Raw genomic sequence first — 23,079 nt, 5'->3', positions numbered from 1 at the left:
CGCCGCCCCAGAATGAACAACGCCGGCCCGAGGGCCGGCGTTGTTCATTGCGCGTACCGGTTCAATCCTTGCGGAAGCGCTTGCCCGGCTTGTCCGCGTAGGTCTTGGGCGGTCCGCGGTGCTCGTGCTTGTCGGCATTGCCGTGCTCAGGGCGCTTGGTGCCGCCCCACTTGCGCGGCGCCTCGCCGCGGCCCTGCATGTCGCGATCACCGGCCGGACGCGGCGGGCGACGGCGTTCCGGAAGCTGATCCGCTTCGCTGGCACTGAGCTCCCTGATCGCCAGCGGACGCTGGCGCACGCGGATGCGCTTGAGCAGGCCGATCAGTTCGCCCGGCAGCGCCTTGGGCAACTCCACGGTGCTGTAGTCATCGAAGAGATGGATCTGGCCGATGTAACGGCCTTCGATGCCGCCCTCGTTGGCGATCGCGCCGACGATCTCCTTGGGCGTGACGCCGTGCATGCGGCCGACCTCGATGCGGTAGCGGGTCAACAGGCCCTCGGAGAAGGCGCGGCGGCGGGTGAGGATCTCGTCGCGGTTCTCGCGCGGCGGGCGTTCGCCCTTGGCGGCCTGCGTCGGTGCGGCCGTGGCGAGATCCCAGCCCTTGCCGGTCTCCTCGACCTGCAGCGGACGTTCGCGGGTGGCGAGGAAAGCCAGCGCTGCGGCGATCTCATGCGCCTTGAAGCACTCTTCCTCTTCGATGCGGTTGATCACGTCCATGAAGAAGGCGAGATCCTCCTTCTCGAGCGTGTCGGCGATCTGCTGGCGGAACTGCGCCACCCGGCGCCCGGCTACCGTCTCGCGGGTGGGTAGCGCGATGGCTTCGATCGGCTGGCGGGTGGCGCGCTCGATGGCCTTGAGCATGCGCGTCTCGCGCGGCGCGACGAAGAGGATCGCGGTGCCCTGGCGACCGGCACGGCCGGTGCGGCCGATGCGGTGCACATAGGCTTCGGTGTCGTACGGAATGTCGTAGTTGATCACATGGCTGATGCGCGGCACGTCGATGCCGCGCGCGGCCACGTCGGTGGCCACCACGATGTCGAGCGAGCCGTTCTTCAGCCGCTCGATGACCTGCTCGCGCAGGCCCTGGGTCATGTCGCCGTTGAGCGCCGCGGCCGCGTAGCCGCGGGCTTCGAGGCGTTCGGCCAGTTCCACCGTTGCGGTCTTGGTGCGTACGAAGACGATGGCAGCGTCGAAGTCGTCCTCGACTTCCAGGATGCGGGTCAGCGCGTCGAGCTTGTCCACCCCGCGCACCTGCCAGTAGCGCTGGCGGATCGCCGCCACGGTGGCGGTCGCGGCGCGGATCTTCACTTCCTGCGGCTCGCGCAGGTGGCGGTGGGCCACACGGCGGATGGCGTCCGGCATGGTCGCGGAAAACAGCGCGGTCTGGCGCTCGGCCGGGGTGTGCTCGAGGATCCATTCGACGTCGTCGATGAAGCCCATGCGCAGCATTTCGTCGGCTTCGTCCAGCACCAGGGTGCGCAGATCGTCCAGCACCAGGCTGCCGCGCTCCAGGTGGTCCATGACCCGCCCTGGGGTGCCGACGATGACGTGCGCGCCGCGCTTGAGCTGGCGCAACTGCACCACCATGCTCTGCCCGCCATACACCGGCAGCACGTGGAAGCCGGGCAGGTGATGGGCGTACTTCTGGAAGGCTTCGGCGACCTGGATGGCCAGTTCGCGGGTCGGGGTAAGCACCAGCACCTGCGGGCGATACAGACCAATCTCCAGGCGCGCCAGCGCGGGCAGGGCAAACGCGGCGGTCTTGCCGGTGCCGGTCTGCGCCTCGCCGAGCAGGTCGCGCCCCGCGAGCAGGTGCGGGATGCAGGCGGCCTGGATGGGCGACGGGGTCTCGTAGCCGACCTCGGCCAGTGCGGTGAGCAGCGGTGCGGGCAGGTCGAGGTCGCGGAAGCTTTCGATCGGAGCGGTCATGGCAGCAGGGGCGGACGGGAGAATGGTTCAGTGTGGCAGCCGGTGCGGGGGATATCCATATCGGCAGCCCAAAACAAAAAACGCGGCCGAAGCCGCGTTCTTGCGCTAAGCGGTGAAGCTTAGATGGCGCGGATGTTCGCAGCCTGCAGGCCCTTCGGGCCGGTCTTGACTTCGAACTCGACGCGCTGGTTCTCGGCCAGGGTCTTGAAGCCCGAGCCTTGAATTTCGCTGAAGTGGGCGAACAGGTCGTCACCACCGCCTTCCGGGGTGATGAAGCCGAAGCCCTTGGAGTCGTTGAACCACTTGACGGTACCGGTCTTGGTGCTCATTTTTAGCGTTCCATATGAAGATTGTGGGCAAAGGCGCCCGGGCGCAGGAACGATCAAGAATCGTGCGAGGGAATTCGAACCGAAACCGTTCAGTGATGAACGTACTGCCAGAAAACCGCTAGGACATACTGCTTGAATCGACTGCAGGGCGCACAATACACGGTTTCGAGCGGGTGTGGGGTTTTTTTTGACCCGTATCGCAAAGCCGTGCGCATCCCTCCCCGCGATCCTCGATCCCGGGGAGGGCGTGGAGATCAGTATTGCAGCATGCGCGGAAGCCCCTTGGCCTGCTCCACCCACTTGGCGACTTCGGTTTCACTCGGCGGCCTGCGGGTGAGTTTCTTTTCTTCGTTGAGCTTCGACATCGCGGCGGCAAGATTGCCGGCGTTGCGTTGGGCCAGCTCCGGCACCGTATCGACGCCGGCCGCCTCCAGCAGCTCGGCATACTCCGACCCGACGCCGTTGATGCGGTAGAGATCGACCATGTTGGCGAACTTCAGCACCTGCTTGTCGGTCAGGCCGGCCTTTTCGGCCAGTTGCTTGCGTTGTGCCGGTGTCGTACACGCCGCCAGCATGGAATCGGTGTCCTTGACACCGGCGGCACGCAGTTTTGCGCCGATCGCCTCGCCAATCCCCTCGACATCCTCGATCTTCTTGTTCGCCATCTCGACCTCCACGGGTTTCGTTCGCAGTGATGCCGGCGCGGGTGCGCCGGTAGTTGCCGGCGCACTACGCCGGCCGCTTAACTCTAGCGAACCCGGACGATGACGTCTGCCTTGGCTGTGTGGCGGATTGTGAAAAAGTGGGCTATGCCCGCGCTCAGCCTGCCCGCACCGATTCCAGCAGTTCCTTCACCGCCTGCGCACGCTGGCGCAGCTGCGGTACCGCCACCTTGCGGATCAGGCGATCCGGGCCTGCCATGCGGGTGTTGCGGTCGCGCTGGATGAGCAGGATGACCTTGCCCGGGTCGATCGCCGGGTTGGGGCCGAACTGCACGCTGATCTGTGCCTCCGAGGCGTCGAGCTTGGCGACGCCGTAAGGCTTGACCAGCAGGCGCAGGCGGTGGGTCTCGATCAAGGCCTGGGTCTGCGGCGGCAGCTCGCCGAAGCGGTCGATGAGCTCTTCCTGCAGGGCACGCAGATCGTCGTCGTTGTCGCAGTTGGCCAGGCGCTTGTAGAGCGTCAGGCGTTCCTGCACATCGGGGCAGTAGTCCGAGGGCAGCAGCGCCGGGGTGTGCAGGTTGATTTCGGAGACCACTTCCAGCGGCTGGGAGAGATCCGGCTCGCGGCCGGCCTGCAGGTCGTGCACCGCGCGCTTGAGCATCTCGGTGTACAGGCTGAAGCCGACCTGCTGGATCTCGCCGGACTGGTTCTCGCCCAGCACCTCGCCGGCGCCGCGGATCTCCAGGTCGTGCATCGCCAGGTAAAAGCCGGAGCCCAGCTCTTCCATCATGGTGATCGCCTCCAGGCGCTTCTGCGCCTGCGAGGTCGGCTTGGCTTCGGCGTCGGTGAGCAGGTAGGCGTAGGCCTGGTGGTGGCTGCGCCCGACCCGGCCGCGCAGCTGGTGCAGCTGGGCGAGGCCGAAGCGGTCCGCGCGGTTGATGATGATGGTGTTGGCGGTGGGAATGTCGATGCCGGTTTCGATGATCGTCGTGCACAACAGCAGGTTGGCGCGCTTCTGGGTGAAGTCGCGCATTACCCGTTCGAGCTCGCGTTCCGGCATCTGCCCGTGGCCGACCACGATGCGCGCCTCGGGCAGCATCTCGGCCAGGCTGTTGCGCATGTTCTCGATGGTGTCGACCTCGTTGTGCAGGAAATACACCTGCCCGCCGCGCTTGAACTCGCGCAGCACCGCCTCGCGCACGATGCCCTTGGACCAGCGCTGCACGAAGGTCTTGATCGCCAGCCGGCGCGAGGGCGCGGTGGCGATCACCGAGAACTCGCGCAGGCCTTCCAGCGACAGGCCGAGGGTGCGCGGGATGGGCGTGGCGGTGAGGGTGAGGATGTCGACCTCGCTGCGCAGCGTCTTCAGCGCCTCCTTCTGGCGCACGCCGAAGCGGTGCTCCTCGTCGATGATCACCAGCCCCAGGCGCTTGAACTTGACGTCCTTCTGCAGCAGGCGGTGGGTGCCGATGATGATGTCCACCTTGCCATCGGCCAGTTGTGCGAGCGCTTCGTTCTGCTCCTTGGCGCTGCGAAAGCGCGACAGCTCGGCGACCTTGATGGGCCAGTCGGCGAAGCGGTCGGAGAAGGTCTGCCAGTGCTGCTCGGCGAGCAGGGTGGTGGGGCACAGCACCGCGACCTGCTTGCCGTCGGCCACGGCGACGAAGGCCGCGCGCAGCGCGACCTCGGTCTTGCCGAAGCCGACGTCGCCGCATACCAGGCGGTCCATCGGGCGGCCCGCCTTCATGTCGGCGATCACCGCGTCGATGGCGGCCTGTTGGTCGGGCGTGGTCTCGAAGCCGAAGCCCTCGGCAAAGGCGTCGAGGTCGTGCTGCTTGAAGTCGAAGCGGTGGCCCGGGCGCGCGGCGCGCTGGGCATAGAGCGCGAGCAGCTCGGCGGCGGTGTCGCGCACCTGCTGGGCGGCCTTGCGCTTGGCCTTCTCCCACTGGCCGGAGCCCAGGCGGTGCAGGTCCACCGCTTCCGGGTCGGCGCCGGCGTAGCGGGTGATGACGTGCAGCTGCGAGACCGGCACATAGAGCTTGTCGCCGCCGTTGTATTCTAGGTGCAGGAACTCGGTGTCGCCTTCGCCCAGGTTCATGTGCACCAGGCCCATGTAGCGGCCGACGCCGTGCGAGACATGCACCACCGGGTCGCCCGGCTTGAGCTCGGAGAGGTCGCGCAGCCAGCCTTCCATGGTGGAGGCGCGGCGGGTGTCGCGGCGGCCGCGGGTGCGGGCGGTGGCGGCGTAGAGCTCGGCCTCGGTGACGACCGCGAGGCGGGCCTGGGGCAGGATGAAGCCGGTGGCGAGCGGACCGGTGCCGAGGGCGAGCGGGGCGTCCGCGTCCACGAAGCCGGCGAAGTCGGCGCTGGGCGCGAAGGGCAGGCCGTACTCGTTGAAGTACTCGGCCATGGTCTCGCGCCGCCCGGCGGAGTCGGCGAGCACCAGCACGCGGCCGTCGAAGCCGGCGCAGAAAGCCTTCAGGCGGTGCAGCGGGTCGGTGGCCTTGCCTTCGACCGCCACAGGCGGCAACGGCTGGGCCGGTGCGCCGTCCTCGACTCCTGCGGGCAGCAGGAAGCGGGCGCGGTCCTTGAGTGCGAGGAAGAAGGCCTCGTCGGTGAGGAACAGCGCTTCGGGCGCGAGCACCGGGCGGGTGCGGTCGCCCTTGAGCAGGTCATGACGGGAGCGGGTGTCGCTCCAGAACTCGGCGATCGCCGCCGGCACGTCGTGGTGCAGCAGCACAGGGGTGTCGGCCGGCAGGTAGTCGAAGATGGTCGCGGTGTCGTCGAAGAACAGCGGCAGGTAGTACTCGATGCCGGCAGGGGCGATGCCGTTGGACACGTCCTTGTACACCGGGCTGCGCGTCGGGTCGCCTTCGAAGGTCTCGCGGAAGCGGCTGCGGAAGCGCGCGCGGCCCTTGTCGTCGAGCGGGAACTCGCGCGCCGGCAGCAGGCGGATCTCCTTGACCGGATAGACGGTGCGCTGGGTGTCCGGGTCGAAGGTCTTGATGCTCTCGACCTCGTCGTCGAACAGGTCGATGCGGTAGGGCAGCGGCGAACCCATCGGGTAGAGGTCGATCAGCCCGCCGCGTACCGAGAATTCGCCCGGGCTCACCACCTGGGTGACGTGGGCGTAGCCGGCCAGCGCCATCTGCGCGCGCAGCTGGTCCACGTCGAGCTTCTCGCCCTGCTTGAGGAAGAAGGTGTAGGCGGCCAGGAAGGCCGGCGGGGCCATGCGGTAGAGCGCAGTGGTAGCCGGCACCAGCACCACGTCGGCCTCGCCGCGGCCGATGGCGTAGAGCGTCGAGAGGCGCTCGGAGATCAGGTCCTGGTGCGGCGAGAAACTGTCGTAGGGCAGGGTCTCCCAGTCGGGCAGCAGGTGCAGGCGCAGCTGCGGGGCCAGCCAGGCGATCTCGTCCTGCAGGCGCTGGGCATCGATCGGGTCGGCGGTGACCACCAGCAGCATGTCTTCGCGTCCGCCCAGCTGGGCGATGGCCAGCGCGTCGGCCGAGCCGGCGAGCGCGGGCAGTTCCACGCGTTGGCCGGCGCGCGCCGGCGGAACTGCAGGCAGCAGCGTGATCGGGGCGGCAGGCGGACGGGGCGTGGAGTCGTTGGCAGGCATGGCAGGTGAACGGCAGAACCGCGCCGGGGGCGCGTGAAGGGGCTGAATTATAGGGGATGGGCAGTCGCCGGTCAGGCGAACAGGTCGATGAGTCGCCCGGTTTCCGCGGGGCTGAGCGCATCCGGCGCGAAGCGCGCGGCCGTGGCGGCGCTGCGTTCGGCCTCGGTCGCAGGCGTGGCGCCGGGTGCGTCCGCCGTCTCGCCATTCTGGCGCTCGGTGGCGATCTCCAGCCTGGCCTCCAGCGCCATGCGCGCCGCAGCGGCGGCGACCGCGAGATCCTGCGGCGACGGGTCGGCGGGCGCGAGCGCGGCTGAGCGCACCTGTTCGGCCCGCTGCAGTGTCTCTTCCGGCGTGCGCCCCGGGGAGGTGTCGATGCCGACTTCGCCGGCCACTGCGTAGCGCTGGCCGTCGGGTCCGGTTTCGTAGGTGAAGCTGGCGCCACGGGTGACCAGGCCGGCACCGGCGGCGACGTGAGCGAGTTCATGGGCGCGGACCTCGCGGTCGCGCTTCTGCAGTTCGGCGACCTCGCGCCGCTCTTCCGGGGGCAGTGTGTTCGATGCCGGCCCGGTGGCCGGGCTGGCGTCGTCGGCGCGAGCGCTATGCGAATCGGCCGTGGTAGCCCTGCCGGGCGGGAGGTAGGCGTAGCTGGCAGGGTTGGCCGGGGCGATCATGGCAGTGTGGCGTCAACGCTCGGCAGTGGCCGCCTCGCCGACCGCCGTCGGGGCCGGCGCGTAGGGATAAAGCAGCAGCCAGTCCTTCGCCAGGCGGGCAAAGCTCGCGGTGGCGCCGGGAGCGTCGAAGCGGTCGTCGGCTTCGGGCACGAGCTGCCAGCTTCGTTGCGTGACGAGATGGTCGTAAGCCTGGCGCAGCATGGGCAGGCCGGGGTCCTGGCCGCCGACCGCGAAGAGGGTCGGCGTGGTGAGCGAGGCCAGCGGCTTTGCGCCCGCTAGGTCGGGGCGCCCGCCGCGGCATATCAGTGCGTTGTAGTGTTCGGGGGCGCGCGCCGCGGCCCGAATGGCCGCGCCGCACGCGGTGCCCGAGGCCAGCAGGCCGACCTGCAAGGCGCCGAGGTTGGGTTGATGCGCGATCCAGTCGCGCACGCCCTCGATGCGCAGCGCCAGTTGCGGCACGTTGAAGCGGGTGTCCGGGTCGCGGGTTTCCTCGTAGTCGGTGAGCAGGTCCACGGTCAGCGTGGCGAAGCCGGCCGCCTGCAGCATACGGGCGACATCGTCCTCGCGCTCCGCACCCGGCGGGGTGGCCAGCGGCTGGACGATCAGCGCAAGGCCGCGCACGTCCGGGGCGTGGCAGAGCAGGGCCTCGAGCCAGACCTGGGCGCTTGGAATGCTGATCAGCGAGTGGCGCAGTTTCACGTTGGCGATCCTTGGGGAGGACGAACGAGGATTGCACGGGTGGCGTCGGGCAACAAGTCGCGCATGTCACGCCAAGCCTCAGCTGCGGTGGATCGCCACCGGTATCCGCCGCGAGCCGAAAGGCTTGCCGTAGGCGCCGAACCGCCCGGCGAGCGCAGTGCCACATGCCGGGCAGGCACCGTCGGGCGTGAGGCGGTAGTCGATGATCTCGTACCAGTCGCGCACGATCAGCGGCTCGCCGCAGCCGGTGCAGCGGGTGGTGCCGCCGTCGCGGTCATGGACGTTGCCGGTATACACGTGTCGCAGGCCCGCATCCAGGGCGATCCGGCGGGCACGTTGCAGGGTGGCGGCCGGGGTGGCCGCGATGTCGGTGAGCTTGAAGTCGGGGTGGAAGGCGGTGAAGTGCAGCGGAACGGTGGGGCCCAGTTCGCGGGCGATCCATTGCGACATGGCGCTCAGTTCGGCGTCCGTATCGTTCTTGCCGGGGATCAGCAGGGTGGTGATCTCGACCCATACCGTGCTTTCGTGCACCAGCCACACCAGGGTGTCGAGCACCGGCTGCAGCCGGGCGCCGCAGAGCTGCACGTAGAAGTCGTCGGTGAAGGCCTTCAGGTCGACATTGGCCGCATCCATCGGTGCGAAGAACTCGGCACGCGCCGCTTCGCTGATGTAGCCGGCGGTGACCGCGATGTTCTGCACACCCTCAGCGTGGCAGGCCTCGGCGGTGTCGACCGCGTACTCGAGGAAGATCACCGGGTCGTTGTAGGTGTAGGCCACGCTGCGGCAACCCCAGTGCGCGGCGGTGCGGGCGATCTCGGCGGGCGAGGCGGCGTCCATCAGCCGGTCCATGTCGCGCGACTTGGAGATGTCCCAGTTCTGGCAGAACTTGCAGGCGAGGTTGCAGCCGGCGGTGCCAAAAGAGAACACGGAGGTGCCGGGGTAGAAGTGGTTGAGCGGCTTCTTCTCCACCGGGTCGATGCAGAAGCCGGAACTGCGTCCATAGGTGGTGAGCACGATGGCGTCGTGTTCGCGCATGCGCACGAAACAGGCACCGCGCTGGTCGTCGTGCAGCTTGCAGTAGCGCGGACAGAGATCGCACTGGATGCGACCGTCGTCGAGCATGTGCCAGTAACGTCCCGGATGGTTCATGAGAGTACTCCCGCAGGGGCGGCAGCAATCGTCCTGCCTGCTTTCAGCGTAGCACTCGCCGGGTCGGAAAGCCGGGGCGACGAGGCAGGTTCGCGGGAGTGGTCCCGGGGACGTGCCGCCCGGCCATTTTTCGCCGGGCGGATCGCGGCCAAGGCCGCTCCTGCAGGAGCCGATACCGCCGGCCGAAAGGGCGGGGGAGGGCTGAGCCGCCGGCAAAGGGCATGGCGCAGAGCAAACGGGACGTCTGGCATTTGGGCTGGCATCATCGCCGCGTGACGCCGGAATGAAGCTCAGCGCGCGTGTAGGAGCGGCCTTGGCCGCGATGCGGCTTTCGTCGATCCGCACGCTGCCATCGCGGCCAAGGCGCTCCTAGGGATCAGGTGTCGTGTTCCGGGGACGAGGTTCGGGCCTGCTTCTCGCGCCACTTGCGGACCTGGTAGCGGGCGGCCATCAGGTTGGCGGCGGGCCGCTCCGGCGGGAGCCCGGCCTTCTGCTTCAGGGCGGCGAGGAAACCTCGCGGGTCGGGCAGTTGTTCCCAGACCTGGGGCAGGAAGGTCGCGCTGCGGCAGCCGGAGAAGAGGATCAGTCCGTCGGTGCCGGGGCGCAGCTGGCCGAGCAGGTGGTGCTCGTCGTCGAAGTCGAGGAATTCCGGCTCCGAGAGCAGGGAGACCTCGATGTCCACCCCGGCCAGCTCGTCGGCGCCCAAGGGCGGAAAGCGCGGGTCGCGGGTGGCTGCAGCCACCGCGTTGCTGGCGACGTCCTCGGCCAGCGGGCGCTGGGCGCGCAGGCTGCCGATGCAACCGCGCAGTTCGCCATTCTTCTTCAGCGTGACGAAGCTCGCGCCGCGGCGGGCGAGGGCGGGATGGTCCGATTCCTCGGCGCCCGCGTCCTCGCGGCCCAGCGCCTGTGCGATGGCCGCCCGGGCGCGGATCAGGAGTATCTTGCCGAGGGCGTCGTCCTCAGTGGCGGGCGGCTGCGGCATGGTCGGGCGATTCGCAGAAGGCGATGCTGGCATAGCCCACCACCCGTCCGCGGTCGCCGGCGGTATCGCCGGAGTTGCGCAGGTCGAGCAGATGAGGTTCGAGACCGTGACGCGCAGCGGCGCGCAACAGTCCGTTGATCGGCGTGGCACCGCAGGCCTGCTCGTGCTTGAGGCCGTCCTGCAGGCGGATGAGCTGTGCCACCGTGGCGCGGTCGCAATGGCGCGCCTGTTCGTAGCTCAGGTAATGCGAGAGATCCGAACTGATCACGATCAGGGTTTCGGGGCCGCCCCACAGGCTCTCGATCAGATCGGCCACCGCTTCGGTGCCGGCCATGCCGACCAGTATCGGCACCAGCTCGAAGGCACCCAGCACGGTCTGCAGGAAGGGAAGTTGCACCTCCAGGCAGTGTTCTTGGGCATGCGGGCGGTCATCGACCACCACATCCGTGCGGCGCTGCAGGGCCTCCCAGTCGCTGCGGCACAGCGGCACCTCGCCGAAGGGTGTCGAGAAGGCCTGCGTGGCGGGCAGGGCGAAGCCGTTGACTGCCATGCGGTGGGTCGGGCCGAGCATCACCACCTTGCGCACCACGTCGCGCAGCGGGGCCAGCGCGTTATAGGCGGTTGCCGCCACCGGTCCGGAGTAGATGTAGCCCGCGTGCGGCACGATCACCGCCTTGGGCGGACGAACGGCTTCGAGGGCGACCGCGGTGGACAGCATCTCGCTCAGCTGGGCGCTGAGCACCAGCGGGTCGCCGGGGTAGAACTGGCCGGCGACCGCAGGGGGTCTGACTGAAGCATTGGCCATGAGAGAGGTCCGTTTGGGGAAGTCGGGGACGACTATCCTTCGACCGGTGAATTATAGGCTTTGTGCCCCGACGGCGCTCCAGGCGATGCCGCCGATCAGTCCCAGTGCCACCGCACCCATGCCGCCCATCACCTTTGAGCCCAGCGCATGGCCGCCGATGGCCACGGCGAGACCGGTCTTGAAGACCAGGTTCGCCAGCATGCCCAGGCCGATGACGATCACCGTGGGCGACAGCGCCAGCTTCTCGAGTCCGAACAACCGCAGGCTGGTCAGCGCGATGGCGTCGATGTCGGTCAGGCCGGTGACCACGGCGAGCACGTAGAGCCCGCGGTTGCCCGCGATCTCGGTGAGCCACGCGGCGATGAACAGCACCACCGCGTAGAGCGCACCGAAGCCGAGCGCGGTGCGCAGTTCGGTGGGGTTGGAGGTCGCCGGCAGCAGGACCTCGCCGCGCTCGGTGAGCCGTCGCCAGTTCCAGACCAGGGCGATCAGGCCGAGCAACAGGGCCGGGACGATGACTGCCAGCAACTGCACGATCACACCCGGCGCGACCACCAGCGCAATGATGCCCACGCGCACCACCATCACCAGGTTGGCCAGCACGATCACTAGTGCCGCCATCGGCGCCATCGCGGGCGCAGAGCGGGCATTGCGTGCATACACCATGGTGGTGGCGGTGCTGGAGGCCAGGCCGCCGAAAATGCCGACGAAGGCCGCGCCGTAACGGGCGCCCACCAGCTGCAGCGCGGCGTAGCCGGCCAGGCTGACGCCGGAGATCAGCACCACCATCCACCAGACCTGATAAGGGTTGAGCGCCTCGTAGGGGCCGAACTCCTCGTTGGGCAGGATGGGCAGGATGACCAGCGAGAGCACGCCGAACTGCAGGATGGAGATCCAGTCCTTGGGCCCCAGGCGGGTCGCGATGCCGCGCAGCTGCGCCTTGAAGTACAGCAGCACGGTGGTGCCCACCGCCAGCATCACCGCGATCTGCGCGTAGCCGTACCACACCGCGGCCCCCAGGCAGAAGCACACCAGCAAGGCGGCCACCGAGGTGGTGCCGGGGTCCGTGGGGTCCGGGTGGCGCAGGTAGGCGGCGATGATCATGATGCCCACCAGTGCCAGACCCACGACCAACGGCGCGATGCTCTCCAGATGCTGGCCCAGCAGCCCGGCCAGGGCGCCGAACATCCCGACCAGCCCGAAGGTGCGCAGTCCGGCGCGCGCCGAGGCGACCCGCTCGCGCTCCAGGCCGATCAGCAGGCCGATGCCGATGGCGATCAGAAAAGCCTGGCCTTGCGCGGAGTCGAACGGAACGGAGAAAGGCATGCTTGTTGGGCGAGCGAAGATGGCCGGGTGCTGGGCTAATGTCGCCAACTCTAATGCATGATGCGTGGGCCGTCGACGCCGCGCCGTGCTGCGGCGCGGCGATTCCGGGCTAGAATCGCGCGCCATGCAGACCTTTCATCCACGCCATTTCGCCATCGTTCCCGCCGCCGGCAGCGGCAGCCGTATGGGGGCCGAGAAGCCCAAGCAGTATCTTCCCCTGCTCGGCCGTCCGCTCATCCACCACTCGTTGGCGGTGCTGTGCGCCGCACCGGAGATCGACAAGGTCTTCGTCGTGCTCTCGGTGGGCGATGCGGAGTGGGCGCGCCACGACTGGTCCGCGCTCGGCCCCAAACTGGTGCCGCTGTTCTGCGGCGGCGCGACCCGCGCGGACAGCGTGCTGGGCGGGCTGCGCGCGATCGCCGGCGAAGCAGCACAGTCGGACTGGGTGCTGGTCCATGATGCCGCACGTCCCTGCCTGGCGCCCTGGCACATCGACAAGCTGGTGCGCGAACTGGCGCACGACGAGGTCGGCGGGCTGCTCGCGGTGCCGGTGGCCGACACGCTCAAGCAGGCCGACGGCCAGCGCCGGGTGCAGCGCACCGTGCCGCGCGACAGCCTGTGGCAGGCGCAGACGCCGCAGATGTTCCGCTACGTGATGCTGCGCCGCGCGCTGGAGTCGGCCCACGGCGTCACCGACGAGGCCAGCGCGATCGAGGCCGCGGGCCTGCATCCGCGCCTGATCGAAGGCGACGCTACCAACCTCAAGGTGACCTATCCGCTCGACCTGCATCTGGCCGAGTGGATCCTGCAGAACCGCGACAAGTAGGAGGACCCGCGCTCGTGAGCTTTCCATTCCGCATTGGCCAGGGTTTCGACGTGCATGCCCTGGTACCCGGGCGGCCGCTGATCATCGGCGGCGTCACCATTCCCTTCGAGCGCGGGCTGTTCGGTCATTCCGACGCCGACGTGCTGCTGCATGCGCTGACCGACGCACTGCTCGGTGCCGCCGGCCTGGGCGACATCGGCAGGCTGTTCCCCGACACCGACCCCGCGCATGCCGGGGCCGACAGCCGTGTGCTGCTGCGCGAAGCCTGGGCGCGGGTGCGGGCGGCGGGCTGGCTGGTGGTGAACGTGGACGCCACAGTGATCTGCCGCGCGCCGAAGATCCTGCCGCACGTGCCGGCGATGGCCGCCAACATCGCCGCCGACCTGGGCTGTGCGCCCGAGGCCGTCAACATCAAGGGCAAGACCACCGAGAAGCTCGGCTTCACCGGCCGCGGCGAGGGCATCGCCGCACAGGTGGTGGCCATGCTGGCGCGCAGCGATGGGTGAGGCGGCGGCAACCGGTTTGGCACACGGGCGGAAAACCGCCAGAATGGCCGCCCGTCGAACTGCAAACCATGGATTTTCAATGAGCCTTCGCAGAAATCTGCTGCCGGTCTCCATCGCCGCGCTCGTCCTGGCAGGCTGCGGACAGGAAGCGGCAGCCCCCGTTCAGGTGGCCGCGCCCGCCCCGGCGCCGGCCGAGCCGGTGGCGGCGGAACCGTCCGAGCGCGAGCGTGCGGCCATCGCACGCTTCGAACCGCAGGGCGACGGCGCCTTGGTGCTCGATCGTGCGACCGGTCTCACCTGGATGCGCTGCAGCATCGGCCAGGAATGGACCGGCGAGACCTGCGCGGGCGAGGCCGAGCGTCATGACTGGGACGCCGCGGTCGCCCTCGCCGACGCGTTCGAGTACGCCGGACACGCCGACTGGCGCCTGCCGACGCGCGACGAGCTGCTGACCATCACCTGGTGCTCCTCCGGCCACCGCTTTGCGACCGATGCCGACGGGGCGGGCGGGGCCTGCGCGGGCAGCTTCCGCCAGCCGGCCATCCTGTCGGCCGTCTTCCCGGCCACGCCGGCGCTCAAGTTCTGGAGCGCGACGCCGGGCACCATGAGCTTTACCGCCTGGGGGGTGGCCTTCAGCACGGCGGTCACCGGCGCGGGCAACCGGCGCGACAGCGAACACCTGCGCCTGGTGCGCGGCGCCCAGTACCAGCCGGCCGCCAAATGAAAAGCGGGGCGCCAAGCGCCCCGCGGCTCTTCGGGGCCGCCACTACGGCGGTCCCATCGTCTCCTGAAGGGAGACGCTCGAAGAAACGGTCCTACAGATAGATGCAACCGGCCAGGCGTTCGGCCAGCAGCGGTTCGGGAGTCTTGGTGTAGTCCTTTTCGAAGCGGTCGGAGACCAGTTGCGCGGTCGGTCCGTCCATGACCGAGTTGAGCATGCCCATGAAGGCGGGCGGCGCGACCAGGATGGCGCGCCGGAAAGCGTTGGTGGAGCGTCCCTTGTACAGTTCCTGTGCAATCTCCTGAGCGAATACCTTTGCCTCGTGCTGCTTGGGAAGGGTTTGCGGCTGCTTGGAACCGCTGCCCGAACCGTTGACCGCCATGCTGCCGGGGCGGTCGGTAACGAGTTCGGAGTTCTTCTGCCTGCTCTCCGGATGGATCAGTTCCTTGACCAGCTTGAGGCCCTTGTTGGGGCCCAGGTTCTCGTACAGTCTGCACAAGCTGGCGTTGGCAACCAGAATCCAGGTAATAGCCATGGGACATCCTCCGAGTATTGGCTGATCCGCGTTCCTGCCGTCAGCCCGCAGTTCTCGCAGCCTTCGAGAGCGCTGTGGGCCAGCGGTGTTTCAAGCTTAGACAGGCGGTTTCGCGGCTGCAAAGGGCGGGATGTTTCATTCGGCGAAATGTAATCGCAGAATCCGCGACGCCCTGCGGCAAACCCGCGCCGGCCCTTGTCGAGCGGGAGGGGGTGGTCCGGCGCTTATGCGCTGGGTATTCGCAGCGGTACCCCGGTAGGAGCGGCTTTGGCCGCGATTGCGGCGTTGGGTTCCCGTAGATCGCATCGCGGCCAAGGCCGCTCCTACCGTCCTGTTTGCTCGCCAGCGTGCGCCGGGTCCAGGCGATAGTAGGCGGCCAGTTGGCGATAGACCTCGGGGAAGGTCTCGAGAAGGCCGTGCGGATCGAGGAAGAAGCTTTCCGAGGCCACGGCGAAGAACTCGCCCGGGTGTTCCGCGGCGTAAGGGTCGAGCACGGTGTCCTCGTCCTCGTCCACCTGCTCGCAGAAGCGCTCGTAGGCGTTGCCGAAGGCCTCGCTCCAGGCCTTGCGCGACATGTGCGCCGGCAGCGGCGGGAAGCCGTCCACGCCGCCGTTCTCCATGTCCAGCTTGTGGGCGAACTCGTGGATCACCACGTTCACGCCTTCCGGCGCCTCGTCCTCGTCGAACCACGACACCAGCACCGGGCCGCCCTCCCAGGCCTCGCCGAGCACCTCGTCGTCGTACTCGTGCATCACCCCGTCTTCGTCCATCACCTGGCGGGGAATGACGAAATCACCCGGATAAACCACGATGCCCACCCAGCCGCGGTAGGCCTGCAGGCCGATGTTGAGCACCGGCAGGCAGGCCTGCAGCGCAATCCCCAGCATGATCTCGTCGGTAACGGCGAAGCCGTGCGCGCCGTGGAACTGCTTGTCGCGCAGGAACTCGATCGCCATGTCCCGCAGGCGCTGGCGATCGGCGGCCGGCAGGAAGTCGAGGAAGGGCAGGCGGCGCTCGACGCGCTGCCACAGCCGCTCCGGCACCGTGGCCTGCGGCTGCGGGCGTGCGAGCAGGCGGCGGAGCCAACCGAACATCAGGCCGCCCGTTTGCGCATGGTCAGGAAGATGCCGGCGAACACCAGGCCGATGCCGGCAAAGTGGTACCACTGAGGCCGCTCGCCGAGGAAGACGGCCGCCAGGATGGTGCCGAACACCGGCATCAGGTGGATGAACAGCGAGCCGCGCGCCGGCCCCACCGCGGCCACGCCGGCGTTGTAGAACACATAGCCGAGAAAGCCCGGGAAGATGCCGGTGTACAGGATGCCGATGAAGGAGCCGGTGTGCAGGTCGATGCTGCGTCCGCTGCCCAGTTCCCAGGCGTAGAACGGCGTCAGCGCCGCCAGCCCGACCACGGTGAAGGCGAACAGCATCACCATCGGGTCCAGGCCCTGAGGGCGCCACTGCAGGCCCACGGTGTACAGGCCCCAGACCAGCACCGCGCCCAGCATCCACAGGTCGCCGGTGTTCAGGCTCAAGGCGAGCAGGGTGCCGAGGTCGCCACGGCCGACGATGGTGATCACCCCGGCGAGCGAGACCAGCACGCCGAACGCCTCCATCCGGTTCAACCGCTTGCCCAGCAGCACGAAGGCCAGCGCGATGGTGGCGATCGGGATGAAGGAGTTGAGCAGCGTGGCATTGGTGGCCGTGGTGTATTGCAGCGCGATGTAGGCGAAGGTGTTGTAGCTGCCGACGCCGAGCACGCCCAGCACCAGCATCGGCCGCCAGTGGCGGACCAGGGTCGGCCACTGCTCGCGCAGCTTGGGCAGGGCGAAGGGCAGCACCAGCGCCAGCGCGATCGTCCAGCGCCAGAAGGCCAGCGAGATCGGCGGCACCGCCTCGCGCAGGCCGCGGCCGATGACCATGTTGCCGGACCAGAACAGCGCGGTGAGGGTGAGCAGCAGGTAGGGGTTGGCGAAGGGTCGCTTCATTGCGCGGGATGCCGTTTATTTTTTGAGCCGCCGATGATGGCACAGCGCATTGCCTTTGGGGCGCGAGGCGTTCCTGTGGGAGCGGGCTTGCCCGCGATTGCGCCGTACGCTTCACCGCAGGCCGCATCGCGGCCAAGGCCGCTCCTAGCTGCGGGAGGCGCATCATGACGGGCGGCCGTTATGGGATAATCCGCGCCATGGTTTCCGTGACCCATGCCCTCCCCAAGGACGACGCACCGCCGCCGATCGACACGTTGGCCGAAGGCCTGAGCGCCGGCGAGCGCGCGCTGATCGAAAAGGCGGTCACCCTAGCGCTCGACCTCTACGAGGACCGCCTGCTGGGCAGTGGCGAGCCGGTCTGGCCGCACGCCCTGGGCATGTCGCTGATCTGCGCGTCCTTGCGGCTCGATGCCGAAACCCGCATCGCCGCGCTGCTGTTCGCCGCCTGCGACTACCTGGACGACGGCGTCGACACCCTGGTGCGCGACTTCGGCGGCCCGGTGGCGCAACTGGTCGACGGCCTGCGCAAGCTCAACGGCCTGCGCGTCATCACCCGCATGACCGCCACCGCCAGTGCGCCGGAGATCCGCACCCAGGCCGAGGTGCTGCGCAAGATGCTGCTCGCCATGGTGCAGGACATCCGCGTGGTGCTGCTGCGACTCGCCTCGCGTACCCAGACCCTGCGCTACTACACCGACGAGCCGGACGACGCCCGCCTGGACGTGGCACGCGAAAGCCTGGACATCTACGCGCCGCTCGCCAACCGGCTGGGCGTGTGGCAGCTCAAGTGGGAGCTGGAGGATCTGTCCTTCCGCTTCCTCGAGCCCGACACCTACAAGCGCATCGCCAAGATGCTCGACGAGCGCCGGGTGGAACGCGAGGGCTTCATCGACAAGGCGATCGAGCGCCTGCGCAACGAGATCGCCGCGGTGGGCATCCAGGCCGAGGTCTATGGCCGGCCCAAGCACATCTACAGCATCTACAACAAGATGCGCAAGAAGCACCTCGACTTCTCCGAGGTCTATGACATCCGCGCGCTGCGCGTGCTGGTGGACGAGGTGCGCGACTGCTACACCGTGCTGGGCATCGTGCACCAGATCTGGCAGCCGATCAGCAAGGAATACGACGACTACATCTCCAAGCCCAAGGGCAACAACTACCAGTCGCTGCACACCGCGGTGCTGGCCGGCGACGGTCGCGCGGTGGAGGTGCAGATCCGCACCCACGAGATGCACCGCCACGCGGAACTCGGTGTGGCCGCGCACTGGCGCTACAAGGAAGGCGCCAAGCACGGCGGCGACTACGACGAGAAGATCGCCCTGCTGAGGAGCCTGCTGTCCTGGCGCGACGAGGTGGCCGACTCGGCCGACTGGGTGGAGCGCTTCAAGCGCGCCTCGCTGGACGACACCCTCTATGTGCTGACCCCGCAGGGCAGGGTGGTGGACCTGCCGCGCGGCGCCACGCCGGTGGATTTCGCCTACCGGGTGCATACCGACCTGGGCCACCGCTGCCGCGGCGCCAAGGTCGACGGCCACCTGGTGCCGCTCAACACCGCGCTGGACAACGGCCAGACGGTGGAGATCACCGCGGCCAAGGAGGGCGGCCCCTCGCGCGACTGGCTGGACCCGCGCCAGGGCTACGTGGCCACCAGCCGCGCGCGCAACAAGATCAAGCAGTACTTCAGCCAGCAGGAAGAAGAAGACCTGCTCGCCCGCGGGCGCAGCTTCGTCACCCGCGAGATGCAGCGCGACGGCCACGCCCAGGCCAATATCGAGGGACTGGCCGGCAAGCTGGGCTTCAAGAACGCCGATGCGATGTTCGTTGCCGCCGGGCGCGGCGAGGTCGGCCCGCGTGCGGTGCAGGTAGCCCTGCGCGAGGCCGAAGCCGCCCCGGAAGCGCCGGCCGAGCCGGAAATCGTCGTCGGCCGCAGCCGCTCGGGCGACACCAGCGACAAGGTGCTGATCGTCGGGGTGGGCAAGCTGCTCACCTCGCTGTCACGCTGCTGCAAACCGGCACCGCCGGATGCCATCGAAGGTTTCGTCACGCGCGGGCGCGGCATCTCCATCCACCGGGTGGATTGCCATGATTTCCAGCAACTGGCCAAGCAGCACCCGGAAAGGGTGATCGAGGCCGAGTGGGGCGACCAGGCCTACAACAACCGCCAGGCGCTGTTCCCGGTGGACATCGCGGTACAGGCCATCGACCGCCAGGGCCTGCTGCGCGACATCTCGGAAGTGCTGTCGCGGGAGAAGCTCAACGTCACCGCGGTGAATACGCTCACCAAGAAAGGCACCGCCCACATGCGCTTTACCATGGAGGTGGGCGGCGTCACCCAGATGCAGCGTGCGATCACGCTGATCCGCGAGGTGTCCGGGGTGATCGACGCGCAGCGCCGCTAGGCGCGGGCTTGGTTGCGATCGCGGCCGTCGGTTCGGCGCAGGCCGCATCGCGGGCAAGCACGCTCCCACAACGGCGACAAGGGTCGTGCGGGTCGTTGGTTTTCCGAACGATGGTGAATCGCGGCCAAGGCCGCTCCTACGCACGTTCCGGGACGGGTAGGAGCGGCCTTGGCCGCGATCCTGCGTTGCAGCGGGCTCAGGTTGCCCCGACCAGTTCTCCCAGCAGGATCATCTGCGCCGTGCGCCGCACGCCGCGCGGGTGCTTGCGGCGGTAGCTGCCGTCCGGCTGCATCTCCCAGGCCTGGCAGTTGTCCAGCAGGTAGGCGCGCAGGCCTTCCTTCATGACCCGGCGCTTGAGACGCGGGTCGAGCACCGGGAAGGCGATCTCGATGCGGCGGAAGAAGTTGCGGTCCATCCAGTCGGCGCTGGACAGGTACATCTTGTCCTTGCCGTCGGCGTGGAAGTAGAAGATGCGGTGGTGCTCGAGGAAGCGGCCGATCACCGAGCGCACCCGGATGTTGTCCGACAGGCCCGGCACACGCGGCTTGAGCGCGCAGGGGCCGCGCACGATGAGGTCGATCTCCACGCCGGCCTGCGAGGCCTCGTAGAGCGCCTCGATGACCTCCGGTTCCAGCAGCGCGTTCATCTTGGCGATGATGCGGCCCTTGCGACCGGCGCGCGCGATCTCGGCTTCGGCGTTGATCGCCGCCACAACGTTGGGTTGCAGCGCGAACGGCGCCTGCCACAGGTGCTTGAGGGAGCTGGCCTTGCCCAGGCCGGTGAGCTGCTTGAAGACCTCGGCGACGTCCTCGCCAATCGCCTCGTTGCAGGTCAGCAGGCCGAAGTCGGTGTAGAAGCGGGTGGTGCGCGGGTGGTAGTTGCCGGTGCCAAGGTGCACGTATCGGCGCAGGCCCTGGTCCTCGCGGCGCACCAGCATCAGCAGTTTGGCGTGGGTCTTGTAGCCGAACACGCCGTACACCACATGCACGCCGACTTCCTCCAGACGGTTCGCCCAGCTGATGTTGGCTTCCTCGTCGAAGCGCGCCATCAGTTCCAGCACCACGGTGACTTCCTTGCCCTTCTGCGCGGCGCGGGCGAGGTGCTCCATCAGCACCGAATCGGTGCCGGTGCGGTACACCGTCATCTTGATCGCCACTACCTGAGGGTCGTCGGCGGCCGCGCGCAGCAGGTCGATCACCGGGTTGAAGCTCTGGAAGGGGTGGTGCAGCAGGATGTCGCTGTTGCGGATGGCGACGAAGATGTCGCGCCGCTTGTCCAGCGCCTTGGGAACACCCGGCAGGAAGGGGGTGTATTTCAGCTCGGGACGGTCCACCCAGTCGGGCACCTGCATCAGGCGTACCAGGTTGACGATGCCGGGGGTGCGATAGAGGTCGTTGCGGCCGAGGCGGAAGTGCTGCAGCAGGAAGTCGGACATCTCGTCCGAGCAGTTGTCGGCCACCTCCAGGCGCACCGCGTCGCCGAAGTGGCGTTGCTGCAGCTCGCCCTTGAGCGAGGCGCGCAGGTCCTTGACCTCTTCCTCGTCCACGAACAGGTCGGAGTTGCGGGTGACGCGGAACTGGTAGCAGCCCAGCACCTCCATACCGGAGAACAACTCCTCCACATGGGCATGGAGGACCGAGGAGAGGAAGACGAAGGTGTATTCCTGCTCGCAGATCTCGCGCGGCAGGCGAATGACGCGGGGCAGGGCGCGCGGGGCCTGCACGATGGCGGCTCCCGAGTCGCGCCCGAAGGCGTCGCGGCCCTTGAGTTCGATGGCGAAGTTCAGGCTCTTGTTGAGCACGCGCGGGAAGGGATGGGCCGGGTCCAGCCCGATCGGGGTGAGCACCGGCATGACCTCGCGCTGGAAGTAGTCGCGGATCCAGTCGCGCTGGGCGTCGGACCACAGGCTGCGACGCAGGAAGATGACCCCTTCGGCTTCCAGCGCCGGCAGGATGTCGTCGTTGAGCAGTTCGTACTGCTCGGAGATGATGTCATGCACTTCCTTGCTGACGCGCTCGAGCAGCTCGGTGGGCGGCAGGCCGTCGTTGCCGGCCGCACGGCTGCCCAGGCGGATCTGCTCCTTGATGCCGGAGACGCGGATCTCGAAGAACTCGTCCAGGTTGCTCGACACGATGCACAGGAAGCGCAGGCGCTCGAGCAGCGGCACTTCGCGGTCCGCGGCCTGGGCGAGCACGCGACGCTGGAACTGCAGCAGGGACAGTTCGCGGTTGAAGAAGTGTTCGGTGGGATAGCGTTTCTTGTTCGACGGGGCGTACATGTCTCGTCCGGGAGCGCAGTGGAACTGCCATTATGTGACAAACGTGTTGCAAAAGGATGACGGGGGCAAGCGCGTCGTGCACGAACGGCGCGCAAGGCGGGTAGGGTAGAATGCGCCGGACTTCGATTGCCGCGGGCAATGCCGGACCTGGAAAATGATGCAAGAACTGATCGCCGCGATCGACCTCGGCTCCAACAGCTTCCGACTGCAGGTCGGACGCATCGTGAACGACCAGATCTACCCGCTGGACGGCCTCAAGGAGTCGGTCCGGCTGGCGGCCGGCCTGGGGGCCGACAAGCTGCTCGACGAGGCCGCCCAGCTGCGCGGCATCAACGCCCTGCGCCGCTTCAACGAACGCCTGAGCGGCTTCTCCGGCGATTCGGTGCGCGCGGTGGCCACCAACACCTTGCGGGTGGCGAAGAACGCGCCGTCCTTCCTGCGCCACGCCGAGGAGGCCCTGGGTTTTCCGATCGAGGTCATCGCCGGCCGCGAGGAAGCCCGCCTGATCTACGTCGGCGTTGCCCACAGCCTGCCGGACCCGCACAAGCGCCAGCTGGTGGTGGACATCGGCGGCGGCTCCACCGAATTCATCATCGGCAAGAGCTTCGAGCCGGTGCTGCTCGAGTCGCTGTACATGGGCTGCGTGAGCTACAGCCTCAACTTCTTTCCCGACGGGCGCATCGACAAGCGCAGCCTCAAGGAAGCCGAGATGGCCGCGCGCCGCGAGCTCCAGGCCATCGCCCACCCCTACCGCGAGGCGGGCTGGGAGGAGGCGGTCGGCTCCAGCGGCTCGGCCAAGGCCCTGGTCGAGATCCTGGTGCAGAACGGTTTTTCCGACGGCGGCATCACCCGCGAAGGGCTCGACCGCCTGCGCACCGCGCTGCTACGCGCGGGCAGCGTGGACAAGCTGGACCTGGCGGGCCTGCGCGCCGACCGCCTGCCGGTGCTGCTGGGCGGCTTCTCCATCATGAGCGCGGTATTCAAGGAGTTCGGCCTGGAGCAGATGGTGTTCTCCGAAGGCGCGCTGCGCCAGGGCGTGCTCTACGACCTGCTCGGCCGCTACCACCACCACGACCTGCGCGACGCCACCGTGGAGGCCTTCGTGGCCCGTTACGGGGTGGACCGCCGCCACGCCGGCGAGGTGGCCGACACCGCGCTGCATCTGCTCGCGCAGCTCGACGCGGAGCGCGCCCAGCCCGACCACCCCGACGGACGTTTCCTGCGCTGGGCGGCCATGCTGCACGAGATCGGCATCTCGGTGGCGCATTCCAGCTACCACAAGCACAGCGCCTACATCCTGGGCAACGCGGACATGCCGGGTTTCTCGCGCATGGACCAAGGCCGTCTGGCGCGCATCGTGCTGGCCCACCGCGGCAAGCTGGAGCGCGTCGCCGCCCTCGACGCGGCCAGCCCGGACTGGCTGCTGATCGCCTGCCTGCGCCTCGCCGTGGTGGTGCACCGTGCACGCGACGGGCGCGGCATTCCGCCGCTGCGCGTCAGCCGGGAAGGGCGCAGCTTCGTCGTGGTCGCGGCCCAGGGCTGGCTCAAGCAGTTGCCGCTGACCGCGGCCGCGCTGGAAGAGGAGCAGCGCCAGTGGCTGTCGGTGGGCCGGGGGCTGGCGGTGCGTTCGGCGCCGGGGTCGGTTGCCGCCTGAG

19 protein-coding genes are annotated in these 23,079 nt (G+C 68.4%); 5 read left to right on the top strand and 14 right to left on the bottom strand.

Translation table 11 applies throughout. The features are described 5' to 3' along the window. Positions 1 to 61: 61 nt before the first annotated feature. The 10 genes from IAI53_RS06530 to IAI53_RS06485 all read right to left on the bottom strand — a co-directional run bounded on the left by IAI53_RS06530 (position 62) and on the right by IAI53_RS06485 (position 12,172). A complete protein-coding gene (locus IAI53_RS06530; RefSeq protein ID WP_187717313.1) occupies positions 62 to 1,930 on the bottom strand; it encodes a DEAD/DEAH box helicase in 1,869 nt (622 codons plus the stop codon). 119 nt (positions 1,931 to 2,049) lie between these two features. Beyond that, positions 2,050 to 2,259: a transcription antiterminator/RNA stability regulator CspE gene (cspE, locus tag IAI53_RS06525; protein WP_102043175.1), complete on the bottom strand. Its 210-nt coding sequence runs from the start codon at positions 2,257 to 2,259 to the stop codon at positions 2,050 to 2,052. Positions 2,260 to 2,513: 254 nt separating this feature from the next. Next, a complete protein-coding gene (locus tag IAI53_RS06520; RefSeq protein WP_187717312.1) occupies positions 2,514 to 2,924 on the bottom strand; it encodes a DUF4332 domain-containing protein in 411 nt (136 codons plus the stop codon). A gap of 154 nt (positions 2,925 to 3,078) precedes the next feature. Then, positions 3,079 to 6,540: a transcription-repair coupling factor gene (gene mfd / locus IAI53_RS06515; RefSeq protein WP_187717311.1), complete on the bottom strand. Its 3,462-nt coding sequence runs from the start codon at positions 6,538 to 6,540 to the stop codon at positions 3,079 to 3,081. A gap of 71 nt (positions 6,541 to 6,611) precedes the next feature. Next, positions 6,612 to 7,211 (bottom strand): putative metalloprotease CJM1_0395 family protein, encoded by a 600-nt coding sequence (locus IAI53_RS06510; protein ID WP_187717310.1) that lies wholly within the window; start codon positions 7,209 to 7,211, stop codon positions 6,612 to 6,614. Positions 7,212 to 7,223: 12 nt separating this feature from the next. After that, positions 7,224 to 7,910: a dienelactone hydrolase family protein gene (locus IAI53_RS06505; protein ID WP_187717309.1), complete on the bottom strand. Its 687-nt coding sequence runs from the start codon at positions 7,908 to 7,910 to the stop codon at positions 7,224 to 7,226. A gap of 78 nt (positions 7,911 to 7,988) precedes the next feature. Further along, positions 7,989 to 9,059 (bottom strand): AmmeMemoRadiSam system radical SAM enzyme, encoded by a 1,071-nt coding sequence (gene amrS / locus IAI53_RS06500; RefSeq protein ID WP_187717308.1) that lies wholly within the window; start codon positions 9,057 to 9,059, stop codon positions 7,989 to 7,991. Between the two features lie 376 nt (positions 9,060 to 9,435). Next, the gene (gene amrA, locus IAI53_RS06495; protein ID WP_187717307.1) at positions 9,436 to 10,041 is read right to left on the bottom strand and encodes an AmmeMemoRadiSam system protein A; all 606 of its coding nucleotides are present in this window, start codon (positions 10,039 to 10,041) and stop codon (positions 9,436 to 9,438) included. Next, positions 10,019 to 10,846, bottom strand: coding sequence for an AmmeMemoRadiSam system protein B (gene amrB / locus IAI53_RS06490; RefSeq protein WP_187717306.1), 828 nt, complete (start codon positions 10,844 to 10,846; stop codon positions 10,019 to 10,021). Before amrB ends, amrA begins: the two co-directional genes overlap by 23 nt. A 51-nt stretch (positions 10,847 to 10,897) precedes the next feature. Next, positions 10,898 to 12,172 carry an MgtC/SapB family protein gene (locus tag IAI53_RS06485; RefSeq protein WP_187717305.1) on the bottom strand — a complete coding sequence of 425 codons (1,275 nt, stop codon included), beginning with the start codon at positions 12,170 to 12,172 and terminating at the stop codon, positions 10,898 to 10,900. Positions 12,173 to 12,296: 124 nt separating this feature from the next. Between IAI53_RS06485 and ispD the strand changes: the two genes are divergently transcribed. From ispD to IAI53_RS06470, 3 genes are all read left to right on the top strand, one after another. Beyond that, the gene (gene ispD, locus IAI53_RS06480) at positions 12,297 to 12,998 is read left to right on the top strand and encodes a 2-C-methyl-D-erythritol 4-phosphate cytidylyltransferase (protein WP_187717304.1); all 702 of its coding nucleotides are present in this window, start codon (positions 12,297 to 12,299) and stop codon (positions 12,996 to 12,998) included. A 14-nt stretch (positions 12,999 to 13,012) separates the two neighbouring features. Beyond that, a complete protein-coding gene (gene ispF / locus IAI53_RS06475; protein ID WP_187717303.1) occupies positions 13,013 to 13,504 on the top strand; it encodes a 2-C-methyl-D-erythritol 2,4-cyclodiphosphate synthase in 492 nt (163 codons plus the stop codon). 79 nt (positions 13,505 to 13,583) lie between these two features. Next, a complete protein-coding gene (locus tag IAI53_RS06470) occupies positions 13,584 to 14,228 on the top strand; it encodes an Lcl C-terminal domain-containing protein (protein WP_187717302.1) in 645 nt (214 codons plus the stop codon). A 91-nt stretch (positions 14,229 to 14,319) separates the two neighbouring features. Here IAI53_RS06470 and IAI53_RS06465 read toward each other — a convergent pair whose 3' ends face one another. The 3 genes from IAI53_RS06465 to IAI53_RS06455 all read right to left on the bottom strand — a co-directional run bounded on the left by IAI53_RS06465 (position 14,320) and on the right by IAI53_RS06455 (position 16,747). Further along, positions 14,320 to 14,760 (bottom strand): host attachment protein, encoded by a 441-nt coding sequence (locus tag IAI53_RS06465; RefSeq protein WP_187717301.1) that lies wholly within the window; start codon positions 14,758 to 14,760, stop codon positions 14,320 to 14,322. A 323-nt stretch (positions 14,761 to 15,083) separates the two neighbouring features. Then, positions 15,084 to 15,854, bottom strand: coding sequence for a M90 family metallopeptidase (locus tag IAI53_RS06460; protein WP_187717300.1), 771 nt, complete (start codon positions 15,852 to 15,854; stop codon positions 15,084 to 15,086). Next, complete coding sequence (locus tag IAI53_RS06455; RefSeq protein ID WP_187717299.1) at positions 15,854 to 16,747, bottom strand: DMT family transporter; 894 nt, start codon at positions 16,745 to 16,747, stop codon at positions 15,854 to 15,856. Before IAI53_RS06455 ends, IAI53_RS06460 begins: the two co-directional genes overlap by 1 nt. A 197-nt stretch (positions 16,748 to 16,944) precedes the next feature. Here IAI53_RS06455 and IAI53_RS06450 point away from each other — a divergent pair, with 197 nt between their 5' ends. Further along, positions 16,945 to 19,146, top strand: a complete 2,202-nt coding sequence (locus IAI53_RS06450; RefSeq protein WP_187717298.1) for a RelA/SpoT family protein — start codon at positions 16,945 to 16,947, stop codon at positions 19,144 to 19,146. Positions 19,147 to 19,342: 196 nt separating this feature from the next. On the opposite strand, the gene ppk1 is transcribed toward IAI53_RS06450, so the two are convergent. After that, positions 19,343 to 21,424 carry a polyphosphate kinase 1 gene (gene ppk1 / locus IAI53_RS06445; RefSeq protein WP_187717297.1) on the bottom strand — a complete coding sequence of 694 codons (2,082 nt, stop codon included), beginning with the start codon at positions 21,422 to 21,424 and terminating at the stop codon, positions 19,343 to 19,345. Between the two features lie 154 nt (positions 21,425 to 21,578). On the opposite strand from ppk1, the gene ppx reads away from it, so the two are divergent. After that, positions 21,579 to 23,078 carry an exopolyphosphatase gene (gene ppx, locus IAI53_RS06440; RefSeq protein ID WP_187717296.1) on the top strand — a complete coding sequence of 500 codons (1,500 nt, stop codon included), beginning with the start codon at positions 21,579 to 21,581 and terminating at the stop codon, positions 23,076 to 23,078. Position 23,079: the final 1 nt, after the last annotated feature.

Origin of the sequence: Thauera sedimentorum (assembly GCF_014489115.1) — a bacterium.
Taxonomy (GTDB): Bacteria; Pseudomonadota; Gammaproteobacteria; order Burkholderiales; family Rhodocyclaceae; genus Pseudothauera; species Pseudothauera sedimentorum.
Note: the sequence above shows the minus strand (reverse complement) of the source record. Positions and strands in the feature narration are given on the sequence as shown.

What these genes read in the sequence shown, in the direction of transcription:
- IAI53_RS06530 (WP_187717313.1), bottom strand. Translation starts at nt 1,930, where the DNA reads ATGACCGCTCCGATCGAAAGCTTCCGCGACCTCGACCTGCCCGCACCG.
- cspE (WP_102043175.1), bottom strand. Translation starts at nt 2,259, where the DNA reads ATGAGCACCAAGACCGGTACCGTCAAGTGGTTCAACGACTCCAAGGGC.
- IAI53_RS06520 (WP_187717312.1), bottom strand. Translation starts at nt 2,924, where the DNA reads ATGGCGAACAAGAAGATCGAGGATGTCGAGGGGATTGGCGAGGCGATC.
- mfd (WP_187717311.1), bottom strand. Translation starts at nt 6,540, where the DNA reads ATGCCTGCCAACGACTCCACGCCCCGTCCGCCTGCCGCCCCGATCACG.
- IAI53_RS06510 (WP_187717310.1), bottom strand. Translation starts at nt 7,211, where the DNA reads ATGATCGCCCCGGCCAACCCTGCCAGCTACGCCTACCTCCCGCCCGGC.
- amrS (WP_187717308.1), bottom strand. Translation starts at nt 9,059, where the DNA reads ATGAACCATCCGGGACGTTACTGGCACATGCTCGACGACGGTCGCATC.
- amrA (WP_187717307.1), bottom strand. Translation starts at nt 10,041, where the DNA reads ATGCCGCAGCCGCCCGCCACTGAGGACGACGCCCTCGGCAAGATACTC.
- amrB (WP_187717306.1), bottom strand. Translation starts at nt 10,846, where the DNA reads ATGGCCAATGCTTCAGTCAGACCCCCTGCGGTCGCCGGCCAGTTCTAC.
- IAI53_RS06485 (WP_187717305.1), bottom strand. Translation starts at nt 12,172, where the DNA reads ATGCCTTTCTCCGTTCCGTTCGACTCCGCGCAAGGCCAGGCTTTTCTG.
- ispD (WP_187717304.1), top strand. Translation starts at nt 12,297, where the DNA reads ATGCAGACCTTTCATCCACGCCATTTCGCCATCGTTCCCGCCGCCGGC.
- IAI53_RS06470 (WP_187717302.1), top strand. Translation starts at nt 13,584, where the DNA reads ATGAGCCTTCGCAGAAATCTGCTGCCGGTCTCCATCGCCGCGCTCGTC.
- IAI53_RS06465 (WP_187717301.1), bottom strand. Translation starts at nt 14,760, where the DNA reads ATGGCTATTACCTGGATTCTGGTTGCCAACGCCAGCTTGTGCAGACTG.
- IAI53_RS06460 (WP_187717300.1), bottom strand. Translation starts at nt 15,854, where the DNA reads ATGTTCGGTTGGCTCCGCCGCCTGCTCGCACGCCCGCAGCCGCAGGCC.
- IAI53_RS06455 (WP_187717299.1), bottom strand. Translation starts at nt 16,747, where the DNA reads ATGAAGCGACCCTTCGCCAACCCCTACCTGCTGCTCACCCTCACCGCG.
- IAI53_RS06450 (WP_187717298.1), top strand. Translation starts at nt 16,945, where the DNA reads ATGGTTTCCGTGACCCATGCCCTCCCCAAGGACGACGCACCGCCGCCG.
- ppk1 (WP_187717297.1), bottom strand. Translation starts at nt 21,424, where the DNA reads ATGTACGCCCCGTCGAACAAGAAACGCTATCCCACCGAACACTTCTTC.
- ppx (WP_187717296.1), top strand. Translation starts at nt 21,579, where the DNA reads ATGATGCAAGAACTGATCGCCGCGATCGACCTCGGCTCCAACAGCTTC.